Origin of the sequence: Nonomuraea sp. NPDC050022, from assembly GCF_044460705.1 — a bacterium.
Lineage (GTDB): Bacteria > Actinomycetota > Actinomycetes > Streptosporangiales > Streptosporangiaceae > Nonomuraea.
The window spans coordinates 746,665-769,304 of sequence record NZ_JBITKE010000005.1 but is presented as its reverse complement, the minus strand read 5'-3'; the positions used below and the strand labels follow the sequence as shown (position 1 = coordinate 769,304).

18 protein-coding genes and 1 pseudogene are annotated in these 22,640 nt (G+C 63.4%); 8 read left to right on the top strand and 11 right to left on the bottom strand.

The genetic code is table 11. The features are described 5' to 3' along the window. Positions 1 to 73: 73 nt before the first annotated feature. Positions 74 to 1,312 (top strand): hypothetical protein, encoded by a 1,239-nt coding sequence (locus ACIBO2_RS25095; RefSeq protein WP_397299654.1) that lies wholly within the window; start codon positions 74 to 76, stop codon positions 1,310 to 1,312. An 8-nt stretch (positions 1,313 to 1,320) separates the two neighbouring features. Here the strand turns inward: ACIBO2_RS25095 and ACIBO2_RS25090 are convergent, their stop codons facing one another. Further along, a complete protein-coding gene (locus ACIBO2_RS25090) occupies positions 1,321 to 1,587 on the bottom strand; it encodes a hypothetical protein (protein WP_397299651.1) in 267 nt (88 codons plus the stop codon). A 540-nt stretch (positions 1,588 to 2,127) separates the two neighbouring features. After that, the gene (locus tag ACIBO2_RS25085) at positions 2,128 to 2,310 is read right to left on the bottom strand and encodes a hypothetical protein (protein WP_397299648.1); all 183 of its coding nucleotides are present in this window, start codon (positions 2,308 to 2,310) and stop codon (positions 2,128 to 2,130) included. A 180-nt stretch (positions 2,311 to 2,490) separates the two neighbouring features. On the opposite strand from ACIBO2_RS25085, the gene ACIBO2_RS25080 reads away from it, so the two are divergent. Next, positions 2,491 to 2,730, top strand: a complete 240-nt coding sequence (locus ACIBO2_RS25080; RefSeq protein WP_397299645.1) for a GntR family transcriptional regulator — start codon at positions 2,491 to 2,493, stop codon at positions 2,728 to 2,730. A gap of 68 nt (positions 2,731 to 2,798) precedes the next feature. Here the strand turns inward: ACIBO2_RS25080 and ACIBO2_RS25075 are convergent, their stop codons facing one another. Together ACIBO2_RS25075 and ACIBO2_RS25070 are read right to left on the bottom strand one after the other, a co-directional pair. After that, positions 2,799 to 5,000: a hypothetical protein gene (locus ACIBO2_RS25075; protein ID WP_397299642.1), complete on the bottom strand. Its 2,202-nt coding sequence runs from the start codon at positions 4,998 to 5,000 to the stop codon at positions 2,799 to 2,801. 114 nt (positions 5,001 to 5,114) lie between these two features. Next, the gene (locus tag ACIBO2_RS25070; RefSeq protein ID WP_397299640.1) at positions 5,115 to 5,774 is read right to left on the bottom strand and encodes a DUF3800 domain-containing protein; all 660 of its coding nucleotides are present in this window, start codon (positions 5,772 to 5,774) and stop codon (positions 5,115 to 5,117) included. A gap of 1,324 nt (positions 5,775 to 7,098) precedes the next feature. On the opposite strand from ACIBO2_RS25070, the pseudogene ACIBO2_RS25065 reads away from it, so the two are divergent. The 3 genes and pseudogenes from ACIBO2_RS25065 to ACIBO2_RS25055 form a co-directional block, all read left to right on the top strand. Further along, positions 7,099 to 7,281 (top strand): annotated as a pseudogene (locus ACIBO2_RS25065) (cytochrome P450); the annotation flags it as partial. 94 nt (positions 7,282 to 7,375) lie between these two features. Continuing rightward, on the top strand, positions 7,376 to 7,552 hold the full coding sequence (locus ACIBO2_RS25060) for a hypothetical protein (protein ID WP_397299637.1): 177 nt from the start codon (positions 7,376 to 7,378) through the stop codon (positions 7,550 to 7,552). 124 nt (positions 7,553 to 7,676) lie between these two features. Next, complete coding sequence (locus ACIBO2_RS25055; RefSeq protein ID WP_397299634.1) at positions 7,677 to 8,624, top strand: restriction endonuclease; 948 nt, start codon at positions 7,677 to 7,679, stop codon at positions 8,622 to 8,624. A gap of 107 nt (positions 8,625 to 8,731) precedes the next feature. Here the strand turns inward: ACIBO2_RS25055 and ACIBO2_RS25050 are convergent, their stop codons facing one another. After that, entirely contained in the window at positions 8,732 to 11,962 is a 3,231-nt protein-coding gene (locus ACIBO2_RS25050) for a DUF3427 domain-containing protein (RefSeq protein WP_397299631.1), read from the bottom strand. Between ACIBO2_RS25050 and ACIBO2_RS25045 the strand changes: the two genes are divergently transcribed. Next, complete coding sequence (locus ACIBO2_RS25045; RefSeq protein WP_397299628.1) at positions 11,895 to 12,782, top strand: phosphorothioated DNA-binding restriction endonuclease; 888 nt, start codon at positions 11,895 to 11,897, stop codon at positions 12,780 to 12,782. The genes ACIBO2_RS25050 and ACIBO2_RS25045 overlap by 68 nt on opposite strands. Positions 12,783 to 13,026: 244 nt before the next feature. On the opposite strand, the gene ACIBO2_RS25040 is transcribed toward ACIBO2_RS25045, so the two are convergent. From ACIBO2_RS25040 to ACIBO2_RS25025, 4 genes are all read right to left on the bottom strand, one after another. Then, positions 13,027 to 13,617: a hypothetical protein gene (locus ACIBO2_RS25040; protein WP_397299626.1), complete on the bottom strand. Its 591-nt coding sequence runs from the start codon at positions 13,615 to 13,617 to the stop codon at positions 13,027 to 13,029. A gap of 357 nt (positions 13,618 to 13,974) precedes the next feature. Next, complete coding sequence (locus ACIBO2_RS25035; RefSeq protein ID WP_397299623.1) at positions 13,975 to 14,559, bottom strand: hypothetical protein; 585 nt, start codon at positions 14,557 to 14,559, stop codon at positions 13,975 to 13,977. A 1-nt stretch (position 14,560) separates the two neighbouring features. Continuing rightward, positions 14,561 to 16,627 carry a hypothetical protein gene (locus tag ACIBO2_RS25030; RefSeq protein WP_397299620.1) on the bottom strand — a complete coding sequence of 689 codons (2,067 nt, stop codon included), beginning with the start codon at positions 16,625 to 16,627 and terminating at the stop codon, positions 14,561 to 14,563. Further along, positions 16,624 to 16,857, bottom strand: a complete 234-nt coding sequence (locus tag ACIBO2_RS25025; protein ID WP_358448069.1) for a hypothetical protein — start codon at positions 16,855 to 16,857, stop codon at positions 16,624 to 16,626. Before ACIBO2_RS25025 ends, ACIBO2_RS25030 begins: the two co-directional genes overlap by 4 nt. A gap of 1,005 nt (positions 16,858 to 17,862) precedes the next feature. On the opposite strand from ACIBO2_RS25025, the gene ACIBO2_RS25020 reads away from it, so the two are divergent. Together ACIBO2_RS25020 and ACIBO2_RS25015 are read left to right on the top strand one after the other, a co-directional pair. After that, entirely contained in the window at positions 17,863 to 18,210 is a 348-nt protein-coding gene (locus tag ACIBO2_RS25020) for a pentapeptide repeat-containing protein (RefSeq protein WP_397299617.1), read from the top strand. Positions 18,211 to 18,744: 534 nt separating this feature from the next. Next, positions 18,745 to 21,261, top strand: a complete 2,517-nt coding sequence (locus tag ACIBO2_RS25015) for a DUF262 domain-containing protein (RefSeq protein WP_397299614.1) — start codon at positions 18,745 to 18,747, stop codon at positions 21,259 to 21,261. Positions 21,262 to 21,516: 255 nt separating this feature from the next. Here the strand turns inward: ACIBO2_RS25015 and ACIBO2_RS25010 are convergent, their stop codons facing one another. Both ACIBO2_RS25010 and ACIBO2_RS25005 read right to left on the bottom strand, forming a co-directional pair. Continuing rightward, the gene (locus ACIBO2_RS25010) at positions 21,517 to 21,927 is read right to left on the bottom strand and encodes a hypothetical protein (protein ID WP_358545508.1); all 411 of its coding nucleotides are present in this window, start codon (positions 21,925 to 21,927) and stop codon (positions 21,517 to 21,519) included. Positions 21,928 to 22,178: 251 nt separating this feature from the next. Beyond that, positions 22,179 to 22,637, bottom strand: a complete 459-nt coding sequence (locus ACIBO2_RS25005; protein ID WP_358545506.1) for a MarR family transcriptional regulator — start codon at positions 22,635 to 22,637, stop codon at positions 22,179 to 22,181. Positions 22,638 to 22,640 lie beyond the last annotated feature (3 nt).

Below are 22,640 nucleotides of genomic sequence, written 5' to 3'. Positions count from 1 at the left end.
TCTAAGATCATCAAAGCTGGCGAGCAGGGTCAGGGATGCACGCATCGGCCTTACAGCCGTAGGAGGCAGGTAGATGACCTACTGGGGGCACAAATGGCCGGCAGCTGCAACGCATCTGTTAGAACGCTGGGGACCGGTCGACACGCAGACCTGTCTCCCGGCGTTCCGCTTCACGCCGATCAGCGGCGTCGCGCCGACTCCTGAAGAGCAACCGTGGACGACCGCGCCGACGCCAGTGGAGGTTGCCAACTTCGGTCGGTTTCCAGAGACGTTCGCGGGGGCGGGGGAGGCAGGATTCCGCCATCCGGTCGCAGTTGAAGTGCTGAACCACGCGATAAATCCGGGTCGAGGCAAGGGGGGATGGACAGGTGCGCGCCCACTGGAGGAGATGGCCGCGGACGTGGAGCTACTGCTGACCGACTTGCTTGACGTTGGCCCTGGGACCTTGGACGAACCCGCCCAGGAACTCATAGCGGGGCTGGTCAGGAAACTGTTCGTGCACTCGCGTGACTACGACTTGGTGCGTGTCACGGTCGCCGCTCAGCCAGGCGGCGCTCCTCTCGACGATGAGCTGCACCTACTCGGACGTGACTTGTACGGAAACACTTTCCGTCTTTCCGTAGCCCCGGCGACGTCCCTGCCGCCCCTTGGCCCGCTTTGGCCGGAGCCCGCGCGCCTGATGAAGGGGGAGATCGACCCGCCTCGTTCCCTGAACGAACAGGACTACCGGCGTGCGGACCTTGCCATCCGCGCCTCCTGTATCGCGGAGGTGCTCGGTGAGCTTGTTTGGCTGACCAACAACGACCGGATGAAGATCACGGTGAAGGCCGAGCGGCATGGCCTGAATCTCGACTGCGCGGCCCCAGAAGATGCCGACGCCAGGTTCCGTTCGTGGTGGCCGAAGTCAGCGCGCTGCACCGAGTTGGCGGGCGAGGAGTGGTGGGACGAGGGCCACGTGACCAGCCCCCACCGACTGTACGAGGAGAGCCTGACCAGGTTCCTGACGGACTTCGAGCAGCACAATCTCGCGCTGGCAGCAAGCGGTGCGTGGGTAATGAGAGAGATCGACGATTACGACGCCGATGAACCGCAACCCCGCTTCCCCAACGACCGACTGGTGGCTCTACTCGGTCGTGACTTGTTCGACACCCTCACCAAGCAGGTCGCGAACAGCTCCGACAATGTCCGCCCACTTGCGTACGGAATCGGCCTGCCATTCGAAATCACGCCCGAAGATTACGGCTTCTACGGGTGCCTGCTGCTGGTCGGGCCGAAATCCATGGGCATCCTCACCATTGAGGCAATGGCCTGATCATGAACTCAATCTCGTCCATCGGTGCCGTCTGCTTCGAAAGCAGCATGCCGTAGGTCGTTCCAGTAATATTCACAGTTCTCAGGGGGCAGGCCCTCGAACGTGTGCAGAAGGTCAATTTCCAGGTCACACAATCGCTGCTCTTGCGAAAGCGCGTGGTAGGCCAGGGCTTTGTTCATGGCGCTCATCACGTCGGATGCCTCCACAACCCAGGTATAGGGCGTCTCTCCGTCGAATCGTTCCGTGCCGGCGATGGTCACCGTAAAGGTCTTCATCTCTTGTGGCTCCTAAGGTCCTTCGGTGTGTAGCACCATGCGGGCGAGAGTCCAGGTGGATCGGGACCCTCGCTTTGGCGAAGACGGGTCAGCGGTGCGGTGCACGCTTGATAGAGAGGCGGGACTCGACCTTCGAGCCCGCGAGCCGGATTACGTCCTGAGCACGAATTCCGGATTGGTCCCGGTCAAGGACGCGCACTTCGTTTCCGCAGACGCGGCGGACGAGCCCAGGGAGGTGTCCGCCGCGCTGCTCTCACCGGGCCGCGCCTTGGAGAATCTGATCGAAGGTACGTTTGGCGGCTGCGGTCAACGCCCACGCAGTTTCGCGGACGGTGCCCTTCTCTCGGTCCGTACGGCGGACGAAGCCCTGGCCGGCGGCGGCGCACAATTCGTACGTCATTCGGCGGCACTCGCAGGTGTGTGAGAGCACGCGGATACGCTGAGCCCGCTGGGTCGGTTCGTACCAGGTCAGCTTGGTATGGCCCGGCTGAGGCGACGCGACGTGCGGACCATGGAAGTCGGGAATCTCATCCCGCCATATCACCAAGTCCGCCCCTCGAAGATCTCGACGAGGTTCTTAAGCGCGATGTCGACGCGAGCCATGACGAGTTCGCGGATGTGATCGCCGCCTGGAGGCAGCCGGTAGCCGTGCTTCTCGAGTACGGCTTGGATCTCGGCTGTCAGGCAGGACCCGAATCGTAGGTCTGTGATTGAGTTACCCATGGGTCGGACCTCCGCTGTCCGATCAAGGGCCCGTCTTGGCGTTTGGGTCGCGAGGACGGGCCCGACTCCCTTGAAGGTCTTGCAGTGCCAGGCTAAAGCAAACGTCTGCAAACGTCTGCCCCTGATCGCAAACATGGGCGAGTGATGGGCCACGGATGCGGACATTTACGGTCTATATTCATGACGATCGACCATGAGGGGCCGACACCGCTCTATCGCCAGCTCGCAGACCTGCTGCGGACACAGATCGCGGACGGCACACTCCCGCCCAACCGGCCGATCCCGACCGAGCAGAGGTTGATGCACGAGCACGAAGTGGGCCGCGACACTGTCAGAAAGGCCATCGGCATCTTGCGCGAGGAGGGCTTCGTCATCGCGATCCAGGGCCGCGGAACCTTCGTGGCACCCCGTGAGAACTGACCCCCTCCTGTGGCCTATGGGCTCCCCAGCGCGGTTCGGAGGGTGCGGCAGCCATCCAGCGGTAACGGTCAGTTCTGCTCCTCCTCATCCTCCTCTGGCCCACCGGACCTATAACGCTGAATGAACTCGAGCACCTCGAAGGCTCTCTGCTGGAGGTCCAGCCACTCCTCAGGCGAGCCGAGAAGCGGCGGGAACGAGACCCTACCGCCTAGTTGTTCAAGGGTCTCCAGCGAACGCTTCGCGCCGGTCAGCCATTCGTCCAGACGCCTACGCTCTTCAACGATCAGTTGGCCCGTGGACATCTCGATCTGGGCAGAGACCGGAGCCGGATCTACGTCGCTCTCAGCGGCTTCATCGGTGCTGAGATTGATGGTGGAGAGGGTTTCCTGTGGAGGATCGGCCAATCTCGTCATCCTGCGAGCGCGTTCCTGGTCGGAAGCGAAGACGACATCCCAGGTCGTAAGGGGGACCTCGCGTCCATTCTCTCGAAGGATGCGGTCAGAGGCCGTGAGATCGACGGCAACATGAACAGAGGCGTCATCCCCAACGGCGGGGTTACGCAGCCCCATCTGGCGCGCGGTGCTCGCGTTGCGGGGGAGCAGATCGTGCCGGAAGCGTTGTGCCGCGTGTGCCAGTATCCACAGGCCCAGTTCGTTGTCCTTGCGCGCCAGTCCACCAATGACGGTCGATACGTCCGCGCGGAACGGGACCTTCCCAGGAGCAGGCATGGTAGCGACGGCGGACCCGACGTTCCGGGTGAGCAGCTTGTCGGCTATCAAGGCGACGCCCCCTGCCACTGCCAGTGTGCAGCGCGCATTCACGTCACCAGCAAGTGCCGGTTCGACTAGATCGAGGAAGTTGGCTGTTGGTACAGGCTCCCACCCGTCGGCCAGGACGTCCTCGCATAGCACTCCGCCGTTGCTCCAAGCGTTGCGAGCAGGTTTCGTCGCGGAGCTCTTGGCTGCCCTCCACGGTAGGTCGAGGACAGGGCCAAGCAGGCCGGCGTACCCCTTGGTGGACATGCGGCGCTCGTTCTTGATCTCCTTGGCCCTGGCCTTCAGCTGCTCGTGGAACTCGGGACGAGTTAAGGTGTGCAACAGACAGATTGCCCGCCATAGCGGTGTGCCCGGGATGCTCTCATCCCCGTAGACACGCGGTGTGGCAGCCTCATTTGTGCGCCCAATAGCGAGGGAATATACATCCCGCAGCTGCTCCTGGTCGTCCACGGCGTAATGACGGCTCTGCGCAAAGAGCTTTAGGGCACGGGTGACGACTTCGAGGTTTTGAGCCGATTCGTCCCACGGCTTGAACTCGACGTGAACTGAGGCCAGGATTGAACGCACGGCGTCGTCGAACACATCTTCGGGGGCGAGTGCTCCGCTCGATAGAGCTTCCACACCGACAGTGAGGTGGACGGGCATCAGATACGTCTGGGCGATCTGAATCTTCCTGAGTGAGAGACCTTCGCTTTCTGACTCTCGCTGGTGCTCCTGGCGGAGCTGCTCACGGTAGGCAGCCCTGCCGCGGGCCATTCGGTCCTGAAGTGACGTGCCCTCGTGTGAACTCGGCTCTGCGAAAAGGACCTTGACGGCGAGGTCGGCCGCGTCGCTCGGTGTTGCGGAGGGACCCGCGAGAACTTTCCAGGCGCTAGCGAGCCTGGTGATCCCGTCCCGTGTGGCGATCACGTTGAGAGAATCCGTGTGATCCTCGAACTCGATCACCACGGGATGCGCGATCAGGGCTCGGGTGACCCGGCGCGAGAGAATCGATTCCTCATAGGAGTTGAGGTGCAAGGTGACAGAGATCGTCTGCCACACGTGCTGCTGGAAATGCGCGAGATCACGGTATCGGTACCTGATAATCGCTTGCGGCTTGCCGTCTTTGACGACCCCGATGACCTGCGGGTCGGCAACGTCAAGAGCCTCCTGCCCCGTCCGCGGCTGGATCCCGGGGAAGAGCTCAGTCATCCAGACGCGCGAATGCACTGATCGGAGCGTCGCACCGTCGACGTGTTCCTCCAATAGGAGGCCTGGGCCTTGGGTCTGCTCCAGTTGGAGGGCGACGAGATCCGGGCGTACACAAGCACGCGCCACCGCTTCCCAGGAGTGCTCGGGGACTGAGACGAGCTCATGTCCGACAGACGCTCGCAGCATACGTGCCTCGTCCTCGAGGCTGGGCGCTGCAGGCAACTCTCCCAACAGGGAAGATACGACGAGCTTCTCGCGCCCCCATGCGATCTCGGCTGGCTTGCCGGCATCGGCCGTCACCATAACTTTCTCCACCTTTCGTCGTGGATATGAAAGACTGAGGCTGCGGTCCTGGATCGGATTTCGACCCAGGTCCTGCCCGGTTGGGTCCGGCCGTAAGGTCGGACCCAACCCTTCTCAGAGGGCCATAGGGCCTTGGCATTGTGGGAACGTCTGTTTGAACCAGTTCCACATGAACAACCGCTTTGGATTCGCCTCCAGGCTCTGGAAGGCAGCGTAGGCAACGAAGTCTGCGGCCTGTAGCAGGCCGCACTGCGCTCTTGGGAGGAAGGCGGGATCTCCGTTGATTCTCCGGTTCACCGCAGAAAGGCGGCGGTGCGCTTCTCGAAACGACGGGTCGGTCCCGTTTCCATCGATGATGATTTTCGCCATCTCGTCACTCTTAGCAAGATCGCGATTCACCTCCGTAACAAATTCCTGATAGAGCTCGGGCCTGCCCGTTTTGCCCAATAAAGCCTTTCGATAAGCGATGCGGGGGCAGATGCCTGGCATATCGGCAATAGCTTGGAGGCCGCGCCGCACGATGTTTCGCATATATTGTCGGTGTTTCTCCCGACTAAGGCCATGATCGCTGTAGAAGTGGACATGTGCCCCACGTACTCCGATGAGATCGACAGCGTGCAGTGGAACATGCGCAGCTATGAGCCCTTCGTGGGCGATCTCTTCTCGAAGACGGGCCCAGCGCGCGTGCGCCTCCAGAAGGAAACGGCGGTCGATGTCCAGGGCTGCATAGATCATTAAGTCCCGGCTGTTTCCCGAGTCGTCGACATAGAGCACTCGACCGTGTGTTTTGCGATCTTGTCGATTCATCTAACACCCCGCTTGGGACCCTGGCCGATTACTGACGCCGCAGATGGGGATCGGCCGAGGCGACCGGCGCTGGCTTTTGTTGATCACAAAAGCCCCGTCCGGGGCGGGCAGCCACATTTACCGCGAGGACGTTCACGGTATCAGCGCCGGTGATGTCGATGTGTTGATTTTAGACCCTGTACGGTGTACGGCAATTTTACCTGCGGGCGGACCTGGGAACCCGGAAGGCATAAAAGGTGACCGTATTCTGCATTAAGGCCTGTATATTAAGCCGGACTGTCAACTCTCTGGATCGGTTTTGGCCGGTAGAAGCGGATGTCGTTAATTCTTCGGAGTCGGTTTTTAGCTACCTTCTCTTCGGCTGTCCGAGGCCCTGTATCCTGGTCCAGCGTGAGATATGGGCCGCCTCTAATAATATTTAGAAGCTAGTTGCTTCGGCGTGAAGTCGGGTCTCGGGGATCGCGCGCGAGGCAAGCGCCTCTCATCCTCTGGGCTTCGTGAGCGTCCGATGCACATAGTTCCCCTGGCGGAACAGGCAGAGGAAGTCCGGAAGAGCGGCATTGATTCTCTTTCGCGACGAAGCGTTGCCGAACAATCGATTGTTTGGTTCTCTGGCAAGCTTAACGGAGAGTTCGAACTTGCATTCGTATCTGCCTTTACTGATTAGGCCACCCAGCCGCTATCTGCGCTTGGGCCGCGCGAAATGACAGGCTGAAGCCGAAGATCAACCGTGTCCACTACGAAAAGAGGGCTCAGCCACGCGCGTGCCGCCCCTCCGGAAGCGTTGACGGGACTGACAGTTCGCGTGATGCCGTCGGCGCGTGGCTGGCGATACCCCCTCGGTCCACCACCGGTAACTACTACCGTCAGTCCAGGCTTCAGCTGTGGCCTCGCAGATCCGTACCCTCTCAGCGTTGATTCTTTGGTACTCAGGGTGCTAACGCAACCGCCGGACCGCACGGACAGCTGGATCAAGGAGCCTTGGCCTTCGCGCTGAGGCGAGCGGCTGTTGGCTCGGTACCGTTTCACGCTCGGAGACCAACGCACCCGCGACGCCGACTACAACACCGCCCTGCGCCAAGTCGCCAACCGCCTCGTCGGCATCCTGCATGGCTGCCTCAAGACACGGCACCCTCTACAACGAAACAACCGCTTGGCCACATCACGCCGAATCGCTTACCGCTTTACATCAAAGCTCCTGGGATGTCTTTCGAGGACCTCGACGAGGCTCTTGAGCGCGATGTCAACGCGAGCCATAACGAGCCCGTGGATCCGATCGCCGCCAGAAGACGGCATCCACCAGTGTCTCGGCCAGCAGCTCGCCCGCGTGGAGATGCGCGTCGCCTTCCCCGCGCTGCTCACCCGATTCCCGACGCTACGGCTTGCCGTACCGGACGAAGAGGTGCCGTTGCGCACCGACCCCTCGCAGATCTACAGCGTACGCAGCCTGCCCGTCACCTGGGGCCGGGCATGAGCGCGATGTGGATCCACGCGGTCCCCGGCATCTCTGTGGCGGGACTGCGCAAATCGTACGTGGGCTGGGCAGGTCCAACACGGTTACGGCCTGGGTGGCGCTGTGTGTCGCGGTGGCGAGTCAGGTCATCTGGGCTGTGACGGCCGCGGTCAAGACCAGCTCCTCCAGGGGTGTCGTCGTCTCCGGCGCCGCCAACTTCGCCCTCGGCCTGGCCATCGTCGAGCTTAAGGCCGTGGTCGCCGCCCGTTGGCTCCGCCGAGCAGCTACTTGATGAGCAGATCGGATGCCAAATATGAGTGTCCGATTTGGAAGTAGATATGACAGATAAGAAGTTGACCTAGAATATAGCCATGTGCCACAGTAGATCACCGCTTAGGTGATCTATAGGAGGAAGCATGGTTTCGCCGTTATCCCCGGACTCGTCCGAATGGGCCCTCCGGCCCAACCAGCAGATCGAGCGCAAGAAGCTGCACGAAGACTTCGGCGGACGCACGCAGGGCGGCATCGGTCCGTCTAGCCGCACCCCGAACGTCTTCGTCTTCACCGACCCCATCGCTGGTGAGAAGCACGGCTACTTCGACGGCTGGATGCCCGACGGGCTGTTCCACTACAGCGGTGAAGGGCAGTACGGCGATCAGCGCATGGTCTCCGGCAACGCGAGCATCCTCAACCACAAACAAGAAGGACGCGCCCTGCGCGTCTTCCAAGGCGCCCGCGGCACTGTCACCTACCTCGGCAAGTTCGAGGTGGACGAGAAGGACCCCTGGTACGAGGCAGACGCGCCGGAGACCGGCGGCGGTCCGCTGCGCCGAGTCATCGTCTTCCGACTGCGTCCCATCGACGCCACCAGCCAACCGCCACAGACCAGCCTGGCCCGACTACTAGAAACCACCAAGGATCAGGTAGAAGAACTGCCCCTGGAACGGCAACTCACGGAGCGTACGTTCGTCAACCCGGCCCGGGAGGTCTACGAGGCCGAGCGCAAGGAGGCCAGCCTGGTGCAAGCGCTGGCCGACCACCTGCGCGGCCAAGGCCACGCCGTCAACCGGCACCAGATACTTCCCCACGGGGAAACGAGGCCACTGTTCACGGACCTGTTCGATCGAGATCTCGGTCTTCTCGTAGAGGCAAAGGGCAGCGTCACCAGGGAAAACGTCCGCATGGCGATCGGCCAGCTTACCGACTACGGCCGATTCCTCCCCGACGCCACACGAGCCATCCTGCTGCCCACCGAGCCACGTTCCGACCTGATCAAGCTAGCCCACAGCCAGAACATCGTGATCCTCTGGCCTGTAGGCAAGCGCGACTACGGCAGCAGTCGAGCGGACTTCGCCCTGGAGTAGGAACGCTGAGGCCAGGACGCTCGACGTACGTATTTGCCGGGGTGTGTCCGGTCAACTGGACACACCCCGCGGATGAGCGCCGACCGGCGGCGGAAGTTATTGTCGGCTCAGCCCGCGGTGGCCTTGGCGTAGTGGAACACCTCGGGTGGGAGCCGGTGGTTCAGGCGCCATACAAAACGGACAGGCCGTTCACCTTCGTGGCTCTCATATCGCATGGGACCGGCGTAGGTGTATGGCGGAGCGCCCAGCCCTTCGTCGCGCTTGGACTGCCGGATCAGGAGATGAACCGTAGATCCACCCGTCAGGTAGCGGCGGGCGGTGGCGGCTGAGGACCGTAGGGTGCTCTGCGACTCCCACTGGAACAGCTCCTCGCTGATTGCCCGATCATGGTAGAGCGTGGTGGGGGAGTAGTGGTTCTCGGACTTGTCGATGGTGACGAAGAACAGGTCCGCCTGGTGCTCCTCGACGTACTTGACCCCTTCCCGCATATGCGCGGGCCTGTCGATGCCGAAGGCGGCCAGTACCTCGTTCTTGCTGTAGTGGGCATGGACGTGCAACGGCACAACAGGGTCCAGAGGTGGGGCCACATGACGGATTCCCGAGCGGAGTACGTCCGCCAGTTCTTTGAGCTCCGCGGCGCGAGCACCCGTGAGCCGCGCGAGCCGGGCCTCTATACCGGAGCCGGGCTCGCTGCCGCCCCACAACATCGCATCCAGCATGGCCATGAGACGTAGCTCGCGCGGGGACTGTGGAGTTCGGCCGGCCAGCACCTCGCCCAAGAAGGCGAGACGCTCCACGTCGTCAATATGCAGCATTCTGCCGAAAGCCCGCCCGAGCCCTGGGTCAGGGGGCGCAGCTTCGAGACCAGCGGTATGCCGCAGGGAGGCCCAGCCCTGACGGCGCCGGTAGAGATCCTCCACATCCAGTCCGGTCTCCTGCAGGAACCCGGACATACTGACATCACCGAGCTCGCGAAGCTCGCGCGCCAGATCTCGCCAATTCAGGCTGAGCGCTTGCCGGACGTTCTCCAGGACCAACCGGCGCACATCACGGTCCAGGTCGATTACGCAGCCGGCGGGCAGCGTCGGAAATCCTTGCTCGATCTCCCGTGCGATTCCGGTACGGCTGGCGCCGGTGAGGGCTCGATACCGCCGGTCGAAGCGGAACTGCTTGTGCTGATGGCCGACGAAGTCGAGCACGGTCAGGCACGGCTTGTCGTCGGCCAGTCGCAGGCCACGTCCGAGCTGCTGTAGGAAGACAGTGGCGCTGTCGGTGGGACGCAGGAAGAGCACAGTGTCGATCTCCGGAACGTCCACGCCCTCGTTGAAGAGATCAACGGTGAACACCGCGTTGACTCGGCGGTCTCGCAGATCTCGTAGCGCCTGGGAACGTTCGCTCGACGAACTCTGCGCGGTGACAGCCACCGAGGGAAGCCCGGCTCGGGTGAAGCGGTCGGCCATGAAGCGGGCGTGCTCGATGCTTACGCAGAAGCCGATGGCCCGCATCCGCCCAACATCGCCGATCTTGCGGCGTAACGTCTCGAGCACCACGGCGACGCGGCGGTCGTTACCCGTGTAGACCCCCGACAGCTGGCCCATGTCATAACCCTGACCCCGGCGCCAGCCGACCTCGCGCAGGTCAGTACCGTCGTGGACGCCGAAATACTGAAACGGGGCCAAGAGCCCGCGTTCAAGCGCCTCCCACAAGCGCAGTTCGGCAGCGATCCGGCCGCCGAACCAGTGCTTGATGTCCTGGCCGTCGGCGCGTTCCGGTGTCGCTGTCAGTCCCAGGAGTACCTTCGGCCGCGCTGCAGACAGCAGGTGCCGGTACGTGGAGGCTTCGGCGTGGTGAAACTCGTCCACGATCACCATGTCGAATGCGTCCGGGTTCGGCAGCGGGTTGGCGTGCAGCGTCTGGATCGAGGCGAACACGTGCCGCCACTCCTCGGGACGGGCGCCGTCGACGTACAACTCGCCGAACGTCTCATCCCGCATCACCTGTCGGAAGGTGAGCAGGCTCTGCCGCAGGATTTCCGCACGGTGCGCGACGAACAGCAGCGACTCCGCCTGTCCAGCCGCACGCAGACGTCGGTAGTCCAAGGCGGCGACCACGGTCTTGCCGGTGCCCGTGGCCATGACGACCAGGTTCCGCCAGCGGTCGTGGATCTGCCGTTCAGCGGCGAGCTCGTCGAGGATCTCCTGCTGGTAGGAGTAGGGGCGGACGTCGACGTGCGCAAAGTCGAGCACGACCGTCCGGCCGCCGGCCCGCTCGGCGGACAGGGCGCGGTCGAGCCGCTCGGCGTCCTGTGCCGGATCGTAGGACTCGAACGACGGATCATCCCAGTAGTCGTCGAACGTGGCGGTGAAAGTGTCGATCAGGTGGGGTTGTTCGGCCTGGGCGAGCCGTACGTTCCACTCGAGCCCATGGCTGAGGGCGGTTTGCGACAGGTTGGAGGAGCCTATATAGGCAGTGGACAAGCCGCTAGCCCGACGGAACAGCCAGGCTTTCGCATGCAGCCTGGTCATCCGGGTGTCGTAGGAGACGCGGATCTCGGCGCCCATGGCGGCCAGTCGGTCCAGCGCAAGGCGGTCGGTGGCGCCGATATAGGTGGTGGTCACCACTCTCAGCTGGCCGCCGCGCGTGAGAAACTCTTCGATCGCCTCTGCCAATACCCGTACGCCGTTCCACTTCACGAACGCGCACAGCAGGTCCACGCGGTCGGCGGAGGCCAGTTCGCGCTTGAGCTCATGGCCGATCTCCGGCTGCCCCCTGCCGTTGACCAGCAACGCGCTACCTGTAAGAGGGATCACAGGATGTGCGGGAAACCGCACCTGGCCGGCCGCATCCCGGCTCTTGGCGATGCCAAGCAGTTCCTCGGCGGCCTCCACAAGTTCCTCGGGCGCGGCAGCCTCGGGCACCAGATCGCCGATGAGGTCGGCGATTCGGTTGACGATCTCCACCTGCCGGGCCAGCCGAACGGCGTCGTTCTCACCCCGTACGGAACGCAGCGCACGACGAGTGAGCGCGGCCAGATGCCGGGCCAGCGTCTCGTGGGAGTCGGCGACGTCCAATGACCGCCGGTCGATCAGCTCGCGATCAGGCATCGCTTTCAGCAGAGCATCAAGCTCGCGGGTGATCAGATGTTGGTAGATGCCCGGCTGAAGATCGGTCACGTCGGCGACTATAGGGTGTGTCCGGCTGCGGCGATATGCGAATGTCAACGACCGTCTGCCCTGACGCAACCGGAAGATCGCCCTACACTGGCCGACCGTGGACTGGATCGAGCGAGTCGCCGAGATCCGGCGCTGGACCAGAGCTGGCGAGCGGGCACCGCACAAGCCGCTCCTCCTCCTGTATGTCCTGGGTCACTTCCAGCGGAACGGGAACAGGCCCATCCCGTTCAGCGCCGCGGAGGCCGAGCTTAAGAAACTGCTCAAGGAGTACGGCCCACCCCGCGACACCAGTCCCGGCTACCCGTTCCACTACCTGACGAGCGACGGCCTCTGGTTGGTCGACACCCGTCACGGCCCAGGCAGCCCGGGCCCAGAACTGGGCCGGTTGCGTGACAGCCAGGCCAGCGGCCGCCTCCACCCCGACCTGGCCCGCGCGCTGTCGGAGGAACCCGGACTGCTCGCTCGGATGGCTCGCTACCTCCTCGACGCTAACTTTGCCCCGTCTCTGCAGGCGGACCTGTGCCTGCTGGCTGGCTTGGATCTGGAGACGCTGGAAACTGGTGGGGAGATCAGGACGCCGCCGGTCGTACGCCGTGGCTCGGGTTTTCGCGACCGGGTGCTTATGGCGTACGAGTACTGCTGCGCGTTCTGCACCTACGACGGCTGGTTGGACGGTGCGGTGGTCGGCCTGGACGCGGCGCACGTGCGCTGGTGGGCCTTCGACGGGCCTGACGAGCTGGCCAACGGGTTGTGCCTGTGCGCGATCCACCACAAGCTGTTCGACAAGGGCGTCCTCGGACTGACGGGAGAGCGGACTATCGCGGTCTCGGCCAAGTTCGTGGGCCGGTCGGAGGCGTCCCACAACATGGTGCTCTCCCTGGCTGGACGCCCGGTACGGGAGCCGCAGCGGGGACTGGACGCGGTCGAGCCGGACCACATCGGCTGGCATAGCCGCCAGGTCTTTCGCGCACCCGCCCGCGGCTGAAGTGATCGGCTAGTTGGTCCGTGTTGGGAAGGATCGTGCCCTCGCGCCAGGATGAGAAGCGGTTGGGTCGTGGACGGAGCCAGGTTCGACCTCATCTTCTCTGATCATTTGGCGTCGAGAACCTCTCGACCCGGAGGCCGCGCCTTTTCGTATACTCCTGTATTCGGTCTCAAATCCGGAACCGGATATCGTGGCCGCCAACGCCACTTTGCCGAGACCCTGCCCATCCGGGTTCTGACACAGGTCAGCCTTCTGTCTCCGATGACTCTCCTAAGGCGCGTCTGCGATTTTCCTCCCCCTCCTTCTTCACCTCTTCCCGCCACTCCTCATGCGACTCGACCGCATCTAGCGCGTACGAAAAATCGGGAATGCTCTGATATTCCTCACGAAGCTCCTCCGGCTCAGATGGAAGCAGCTCATACCGCAAATACGCGCCGCAGCACTCGCGCAGGTAATTGACGCCAGTTCCATGCTCCCACTCCAGGCCGTACTCATTGTCGGAGAACTCCAGCACCTTCGCGCGAAGCTCGGCGTTGTCGAGGCAGAATGCGTACATCTCCACCGAATCGCGCCAAGCTCGGACCCGCTCCACCCGTTCCCAGAAGTCTTCCTGCGACGACTCCGGCGCATGCAAATCGTCGGCGGCACGTTCGTCTCTGATGACCGTCAACAGCCGGATCAGTTCGAAGGCAGCCGCTCGCCCTTGCTCCTCGACGCGACGGCTCCGCTCGTTCCGCCACTGTCGATTTGTGGCAAATAGCGTGGTGGCCATGGAGATCACGCCACCAAACACGACGCCGACGATCGTCAATAAAGGTTGCTGCCACCACGCCATGGTGTCCTCGTCCGGGTCCGTCGTGTCCTATAGCCACGTCTGGATGGATCAATTGCGTGCGTAGAGAGAAGCGCCGATGCCAGACACCGCTCCCCGCCATGCCGAGCAGTACCCAAAGGCATAGCATCATCAACGCAGATCAGACAGCGAAACGCCTGTTCAACGCCGTCACCAGCCACACACCGACCCTGGAGCACCCTGCTCTCTGGTCAGCCTGGCGACGACGCCATCAAGCACGCGCCCGCTGGTTCCATCACCGCACCCGCTTGACCACCGCATATATCCAGCTCAACTAACGAATGGCGGCTGCTGTACTAGGATGGCAGCGGGAACGCGTGCGGACATGCCAGTAAGTAGTTACGTGGCCTTGGGAGTGCAGTGATGTATCTCGCCGAAGCGGTGGCGGGCGATGCGGAGCAGCTCGGTGAAATCCTTGACCGGGTCACGTCCCCTCGCCATCTCGGAAAGGTCAATGCCCATCCAGGGGCGCTTATCTCCACAGCGAAACAGCATAAACGCGACATAGGGCTTCGTTCTGGCGCTCTCGCCTGTGTACGCGATCAATCCTTTTCCGAGATCCAGCGGCAGTCCCGAAAGCTGCTTTCTGCCGAAATTCTCGCGGGCAAGATCAAGTGCCTCGCTCCCGCCGCGTACGGACCAGTTTAGGGAAAATCGGTTGTACGTGTTTCTTAGCGCGCATCCGCCATGAGTGGTGGGAACGCCGTCCTTGCTCTCCTCCAGCGGCATGGTAAGACCGCTGATCTTGCGTATTGCCTGTTGAGGAAATACGTCACACCAGTAGGGGCTCGAGTTGGTGATTGGGCTGGTATCGACAGTTGAGGATGGTGTCTCTGCTGGGGAGCCGGCTCGTTGAGTACAGCCGGAGATTAGCGCCAGAACAAGAAGCGTTCCAAGGACGACGTCCAGGCCGCGCGTGGACATGTCAGTAGTTCCGGTCGATGCCGAGGTTGGCATGGACATCCACGCCGGCACTGTTATCCATGTCCACTCGTATGTCTTGCGTCTTGCTTTCGATCTTAGTGTGCCAGCGCGCCCAATCAATGAATCCGTCGTAGGTGGCGGGGTCGGCGACGATCTCGTCGAGCGTTTTGAGAGCAGGAGGATGCCCTGCTGTGGCGAACGGCTTACCTTCAAGATCCTTGAGAGCGCTTGAGCTCCAGCCGCCATGGGCGATCTTCGTGCTGAGGATCATCTGGCGTACCATCCACAGGGTCATCTCGCGGTCGTCGTTCGCCTGCTGCAAGGCCGAATCCTTGGTTAGGCCTTCCTTCACCAGTCGTTCGGCCAGGACGGCCGATAGCTTGTCGAAAGCCATCGGCGTGAGCTTCTCGTGGGCTTTGTCCCCCCAGAACCCGAAGCGCGCGGCGAGCTTGCCCGCGGGGCCGGTCAGCTCGCTCAGCGTGTCATTGATCAGGCCTTTCATCTCCGCCCTGGCCTGTTCATCGGTTTTGGCTTGAGCCATCAGGACCAGCCTTCGAGGTTCCAGCAGGTGCCCCATAAAGCGGGCCTCAGGGATGAGTAACTCGCGCATGTTGGCTCCGTTATCCCGCCTGTAGGAGTCTTGGATCGCCTTGAACATGCGCTGGGATTCCGCTCCCACGAGGGCCTTCACCGACCCTTCGTTGCGGCCCACGAAGGTCAGCACCCGATCCATCTCGACCTGGTTGATGTTCTTCAGCGTGGGCTTCTGGTCGTCGAAGACACCGAAGATCTCGTCGATGTGCGCGGCCATGACTGTCCCCATCGGTCCGTCCAGGAAGGACAACCGGTCCAGCTTCTTCTGGTCGGCGATTGTCAGCTTCCCGTCGTCCCCTGCTGCGAAGACACCGTCGAGTTCCTTCTTGAGGATGACGAGTGCGTCATTGGTGAACTTGAGCGATTCCTTGTCCTTGCCGCTCAACGCCGTCTGCAGAAGTCCGGCGAACGGAGCGTAGTTCTTCGTGTGGTTGAAGCCGTCCAGCCGATCCGTGAGCAAGTACTCCATGATGCTCTTGTTCCAGCCCTGCGGCGTATGGAAGAGCAGGGCCTGCGCCGCCTCCGGCGTGTGTCTCGCCGCCTGGGACAGATCGTCGATGACGCTGGCCTTTATCGGCTTGCCCGGTTCCCCCATGTTGGGCCCGCCGGGCTGCATCGAATCGCTGAGCCCGAGCACGGTGGCCAAGTCCATGGCGTTGGCGTAAGGCGGCCCGGCGTCCGACAGCTCCTTTTGGTGGACGATCGCGTCCCGGCCCACCACTTCCATGAATCGCTTGGAGAACGGCGGCTTGCCGTCGCTCGCCCGCCAGATCAGTGCCTGCGCCTGATACCCGACGTAAGCCACCTCGTTGGCCTTGTGCTCCGCCCGCCCTTCCTTCACCAACTGGGAGAGGAACGCCTCGCCCAGGAAGGCCGGGTCTTTGGGGTCGGTGCCCTTGGCCAGCGCGGTGGCGAGCAGCTTCATGCCCTCCTTGACCTGTTGGGACACCTGGTCGCCCTTGGCGGTCCGCATCATGACGTTGGCGCGCATCTGAAGGGCCAGCGATGCCGGAAGCTCGGTGATGCCCTTGGCCCCCAGTTTGGACAGGAAGGCCTTGACGAATTCCGGGTCAGAGGCCTTGCCCGCGAACCCTCGCAGTTGCGCCAGCGCTGTGGTGTCCCCGCGGCCTGCGGCAACTGCGGCGTTCGCGGCCAGCGTTCCGTTCAGCAATCCCTCGGCGGCTGCCCGCGAATCGGGGACGGGGACCATGGTCCCGGCCGGCGTGTGCGTGCCGAAAGTGACCTTCAGTCGCTCCATATCCCTGATCAGTCGCTGCCGCCGCCGCAGGTCCTCGACCTCCGCTCCGACCTCCTTGGCCATGTCGCGGATGCGCAGCGCCGGTCCGGTGTCCAGCCCCGCGGCCGTGAGCTCGCCGTACAGTGCCGCGGCCAATCCCTCGAGTTGCTGGGCCGCCGTGCTGTGCCTGGAGACCAGACTGTCGAACTCGGGTTGCTTTACCCCGGTGAAGCTCACCTCGTACCTGCCAGTTTGTCGCTGGCGTCGGCGACAGCCCGGGCGAGCACCGCGCGCAACTCCCGCTCGCGGCCATGTACGGTCTGGCCGAAGCGACCGCCGGTCGGTCCGACCCATGCTCCGGCATCCATGAGCTCGCAGGAAGGATGAAGGGCCCACCAGTGGTCGTCGGACAGCTTCTGGATGCGTTGCGCCGCTGCTCGCATCGCCTCGCGATCAAGATCAGGCATGCCGATCTCCTCGTACGACTCCCAAGCCCCCTAGAAACGATAGCTCCCTCCGGGCCGATTGCCCTTGAATCCAACGAACTCAGAATTTTTCCAGACAATTCGAGCCAAATAGCTCTCTCGTGCGTACACGTTTGAAGTGACGCGCCGGCAAGCTCTTCGGCGGCCATTAGCAAATTGCGTACGCCCGGATCGTCGCCCGATGCGCCATCATGCGTAAAAGGGCCTTTGATCATTCTGAAGGGTACGGCCGAAAGCCCCTGCCCGTTGGGGATTGTCGCGCTGTGCGATCAAGTGCATCCTTAGCGTTGGTAGTCCACATTCCACCGCGAGCATCGGACGTCGGGCGAGAAGAGCGGACCCCGCCGACCATGATCGAGCAACGTCACCCAGGGACGTCCAACCCGATCGTCACCGCGGGCAGGAGCTCGTCGAGCTCCAGACGAAGGGACCAACTCCCGATGTCCACCTCACCAGTTGCCGGGCCATCCGCATCCACAACACGGGGTGGCTGGGGGCGGCGATTACTCTGGTTGCTGCCCACCCTGGCACTGATCGCGGTCAGTGCGGGAGCGGCGGCAGTCCTGGCCATACCGGACTGGGCTAGGTGGACGCTGGCCGGGATCGCTCTGGTGGTCACGTCCTGTCTGGGGATCGCCGTACTACTCGGTCCCGCGGCCCGCCGTCTGGCTGGCGACGCGAATCCGCTCACCCCCGATGAGCGGGCCCAGCTGAGCGCGACCGAGCGCGTCGAGGCGATCAACACTGCTCGCAACACCCTGATCCAGGCGGCAACAGGCCTGGTCATCATCGGTGGCGTTGTATTCACCGCACAGGGCCTGTGGTACACCGCCCAGACTCTTGACGTCACCCGGCAAGGGCAGATCACCGACCGCTACACCGCAGCTGTCGAACAATTGGGGTTAGACAAACTCGATATCCGCCTCGACGGCATCTACGCCCTGGAACGCGTGGCTATCGACTCTCCCCGCGACCATCAGACCATCTATGAGGTCTTGTCCGCGTTCGTCCGTGAGCACGACCCCCAGCCCCGGGCAGTTCGAACCAACCCCCCGTCCACCACCCCGCCCACGCGCGGATCTGGCCAACGCGAACCTGGCCGGTGCCAACCTCGCAGACGCGAACTTGGCCGGCGCGGACCTGACCGGCGCCGATCTTTGGGGCGCGGACCTCAGCGGCGCCGACCTATGGGGGGTGAACCTCGCCAGCGCCGACCTAACCCGCGCGAACCTGACCGGGGCCGACCTAACCCAGGTGAACCTGAAGGGCGCCCCCGGCATAGCGGACATCTCGTCAAGATCGCCCAGCCCTTCCCCTCTGCCTGATCCCTCCTAGCTCGGGCTCTGTGACTACCCGGGCAGGGCCCCACGATCGACGGCTTCCACGAAATGCTCGGGCATCAGAAAACGCTCAATCTGGCCGCCCCTGTCCCAGCATCTGATTGAACGTCCTGAATCCGGTCGCGAACTGGTGGATTGGTGTGCGACTGGAAGCGCGTTGGAGTCATGCTCCGGTGAGTCGCACAGGTTGTCGACGACGTCTCGGTCAGGTACTTACACGGCGGTCAGCAGGAGTCGTCGACGTCGATAACACCGACCTGTCCAGGCCGGCAAGAACCATTTGGGCACCTTCTCCGCAAAACTCCAGCGGCCAGCCGCTGCTGTAGTGCCAATTCCTTCGCTGCTGCGGGCGTAACGCATGCAGATGGTGCGGCGATAGTTACTTTCGGTTGAAGCTGCGAATGCAGCCGAGGAAAGTACGTCATAACGGCTGGTTGTCGACAGTTTCGTCATTGAGTTGACCCATCGAGGCGTGGCCATCGTGCTTCTCGGCTGATCGCGAAGTATCCGGGAGCGAGGGGGAGACGACGTGAAGGCCAACGAGACCACGCTTCGCAGGCTCATCCAGGGAGACCAGCAGTTGCTGGTCCCGCTGTACCAGCGCCAATACACGTGGGAACGCCCACAACTCGTCCAGCTGTGGGCCGACCTCAAGACCCAGGTCGACGTCCTGGCCGAGGGACGGCAGGACGCCCCCAGTCACTTCCTGGGATCTGTGGTGCTGGCCCCGGGGCCGGAGCTGGCGCCGAGCCGGTCTCAATGGATCGTGGTGGACGGCCAGCAACGACTGACCACGCTGATGCTGGCGCTTTGCGCGATTCGCGACCACCTGGTGGCCGAGGACCCGGGACACCGGGAGCGGATCGACGAGTTGCACCTGATCAACAAGTTCCAGCGTGGTGAGATGCGTTATCGGCTGCTGCCCACGCAAGGGGACCGGGCGGCGTTCAAGGCCTGTGTCGATGGGGTGCCGGAAGGTAAGACCGACAGCCTGGTAGGTAACGCGTATCAGTTCTTCAAGACCATGCTGGTGGAGTTCGACGACCCAGCCGATCCGCATGACATCGACCGGGTGGAGACGGTGCTCCTGGACCGGCTCAACCTGGTGCAGATCCTGGTGGAGAAGGACGACAACGCCTTTCGCATCTTCGAGTCGATCAACAACACGGGGATGCGACTCAGCCAGGTCGACCTGATCCGCAACTACGTGTTCATGTGCCTGCCCACGCTCGGACAGCATGTCTACGACGACTACTGGAAGCCGACCCAGGACCTACTCGATCCCAAGGCACTGGAACAGCTGATGTACCTGGTGTTGGTCCTCAAGGAGGGCGATGAGGCCCAGTACAACGCCGTCTACCGGGGTCACCAGCAACTCCTGCTGGAGCTGGCGGGCGACGAGGCGAAGGTCGAGCAGTACGTCAAGGATCTGCACCGCCGTGCCCGGCACCTGAAGCAGATCCTCAACCCGGATGGCGATTCGCTGGTCGCGGCGCGGTTGCGCTTCCTCAAGGAATGGCAGGCTTCCACTGCCTACCCGCTGGCGATGCGGCTGCTGGAGTTCCGCGAGGACGATCTCATCACCGACGAGGAGGCAGCCCAAGCACTGCTGTACGTCGAGAGCTTCCTGGTCCGCCGCCTGATCGCCGGGGTGACCACCAGCAACCTGAACCGCATCTTCCAGCGGCTGGCCGTACAACTGACCGCCGAGGAGGACGTGCCGCAGGCGGTGCGGGCCGCGTTGTCACCGGCCCGCCTGTACTGGCCGTCCGACGCGCAGCTGCGCGAGGAGATCCGCAGCCGCGCCTTCTACTGGCAGGGCCGTACGGCACAGCAGAAGCTGGTCCTGCGCCGCATCGAGGAGTCGCTGGGGAGCAAGGAACGGGTGGACCTGGCCGACAAGCGGATCACCATCGAGCACGTCCTGCCGCAGTCGATGACCGCCGACTGGCTGCACGAGCTGTCCGGTGAAGGCGATGCCGCCGATCTACTGCACCGGCAGCTGGTACACACCCTGGGCAACCTCACCCTGAGCGGCTACAACTCCGAGCTGAGCAACAATTCGTTCGCCACCAAGCGTACGCAGCTCGGACAGAGCGGGCTGGTGATGAACCAGGAGATCGCCACCTGCGAGCGCTGGGGCAAAGCCGAAATCCTGGCCCGCGCTGATCGGCTGGCTGAGCGGGCGATCGTCCTCTGGCCCGGCCCCGAGGAGACCGACCGGGGCAGCGCCGCCTCCCGCGACTGGACCCTGTTGCACAACGCGCTGGCAGCCCTGCCCCCCGCCACCTGGACGTCCTACTCGGATCTGGCCGAGCTGATCGGCTCACACGCGGTTCCCGTGGGCGTGCACCTGGCTACGGTCCAGGTCCTCAACGCCCACCGGGTGCTCACCAAATCCGGGCAGGTGTCTGAGGGCTTCCGCTGGAGCGACCCGGACGACGAACGCGATATCCGTGACGTTCTGCGCGCCGAGGGCATCACGCTCGACGAGTCCGGCCGCGCGGTCGCAGATCAGCATGTCAGCGTGCGCGAGCTCGCCGAATTGCTCGGCCTGCCCGCCGCCGAGGACCTGGCCGAGTCCGAACTGGCGGGGGAGCATGACACGGACCTGGAGGTCGTCGGTGAACATGAGCAGCGCTTCGTGCGCCAGCTCAACGAGCAGAGCGGCCCGCAGGCTGCCGGCGCGGTCCAGCGGGTGTTGGAGCACTGGCGAGCACGCGGCGGCGAGGTGCAGTACGGCACTGCCGCCGGTGCCTCCTGCGCGCCGATCGTCAAGATCGATGGAAAGCCGGCCAACGTCATTCGTTTCTACGCCAAGACCGTCGAGATCCCCTTCGGGACACTCAAGAAGCGGCCGCCCTTCGACGACCCGGCCTTGCGTGAGGAGCTTCGGCAGCGGCTCAATGACGCGCCGGGTGTGGACATCCCTGTGGCCAAGCTGGAGCTCTACCCCTCGATCAAGAACACGCAGCTGGCCAACATGGCGGTCTTCGACGTCATCGTCGCTGTTCTCGACTGGTTCACCGCGCGGGTAGCTGACTGAGTCGTCTTCGGCCCCGCTCTGGATCGTAGGAGCGGCCGCGATTGCAGGCTCGTTCCCGTCGTGCTGGGCGTCGCGAGAGTAACCCAAGTCCAAGGTCGAGTAGTACCGTGGCGACTGTCCGGCGCCCATAGGCAGTCATGCATAGTTCGTGCGCTGGTTCTTGTCGGCGCGCCCAAGGCGGATAACTGCAGTCGATCTGATCTTGGCTAAACGTCACAGTGGGCGCGCCGGTCCGCCGAAGGATGCGTCAGAATCTCAGACGCGGGTTTGGGCGCTGTAGCCGTGGTACGCGGTGCTGCTCCCGGTGTACGCCCACACGTGAGCCCTGATCAGAGTCCCGCCGGGAATGCTATGCCGGCAGGTCGTGAAGTCCCCATCGGCCGCCGTGCACTGGAAGACCTGGACCCACTCACCCCGGTAGAACTTCTCGATACTGCCCCTGATCCGCCAGCCACCGCGGTCGGTGAAGTCCACGACCTTCAGGTACGGCCCTCCGCTATTGCCGTAGTGAGCCTCGCCGTAGGTGCTTCCGCCGCCTTTGGTGACCGCGACGACGTCGGCCATGATCTTCGACAATTCCTGTGGGGCTGCTGCCTGAGCGGGAGGAACGGCCAAGCCGAGAGCAAGGACTGGTGTTGCGAGAGCGAGAATCAGTTTGTACTTCACGATCTCTCCTTAGGTTGTGCGTTTGTGCGCCGCAGCCTTCCCGGCCGCCACAAAGTTGATCATGGGGGAGGATCGCCCTGTATGTCCAGACTCTGGGGAACCAGCCGCCCCGGTGACGATGCCCGCCGTCTCCCGCACGCGCAGTCTCGAGCGGCCGTCGGGGTCCGTCGGTTTTCGAGGTCGCCCGTACGGATTTTCACGCTCGGCTGCACTCCTAGCCGAGCGCGACGAGACGTGCGCCAGGGAACGAGCTATGCACCGTCGTTGCCATCGCGCAGGGAATGGATCATGCTCCGCAGGATCCGGAACGCGCCTGACTGCTCGGTCTCGGTCATGCCGGCCAGCATTCTGACCTCGACGGACCGGACCGCTACGGTCGCCTTCTCGAGGCTCCGCCGGCCGCGAGGAGTGAGTCGCGCGGGAAGAACCTTCCCGACGGGTGCCTCCGCGGGCCTGGTCACGTAGCCGTCTCGTTCCAGGGCCTGGAGCAGCACGTTCATCGTCTGCCGGGTCACGAACGCGCCCCGCGCGAGCTCGGAGTTCGACAAGCCCGGTCGTTGAGCCAGCAGCTCAAGGCAGGAGTAGTGCGTCACGCTCATCCCGAGCGGCCGCAGCACCTCCTCCATGGCCGCACGGAGGGCGCTCGACGCCTCTTTCAACAGGTAGCCCAGTGACGTCTCCAGGTCGACGCCGACACCGTTTTGACTCATGTC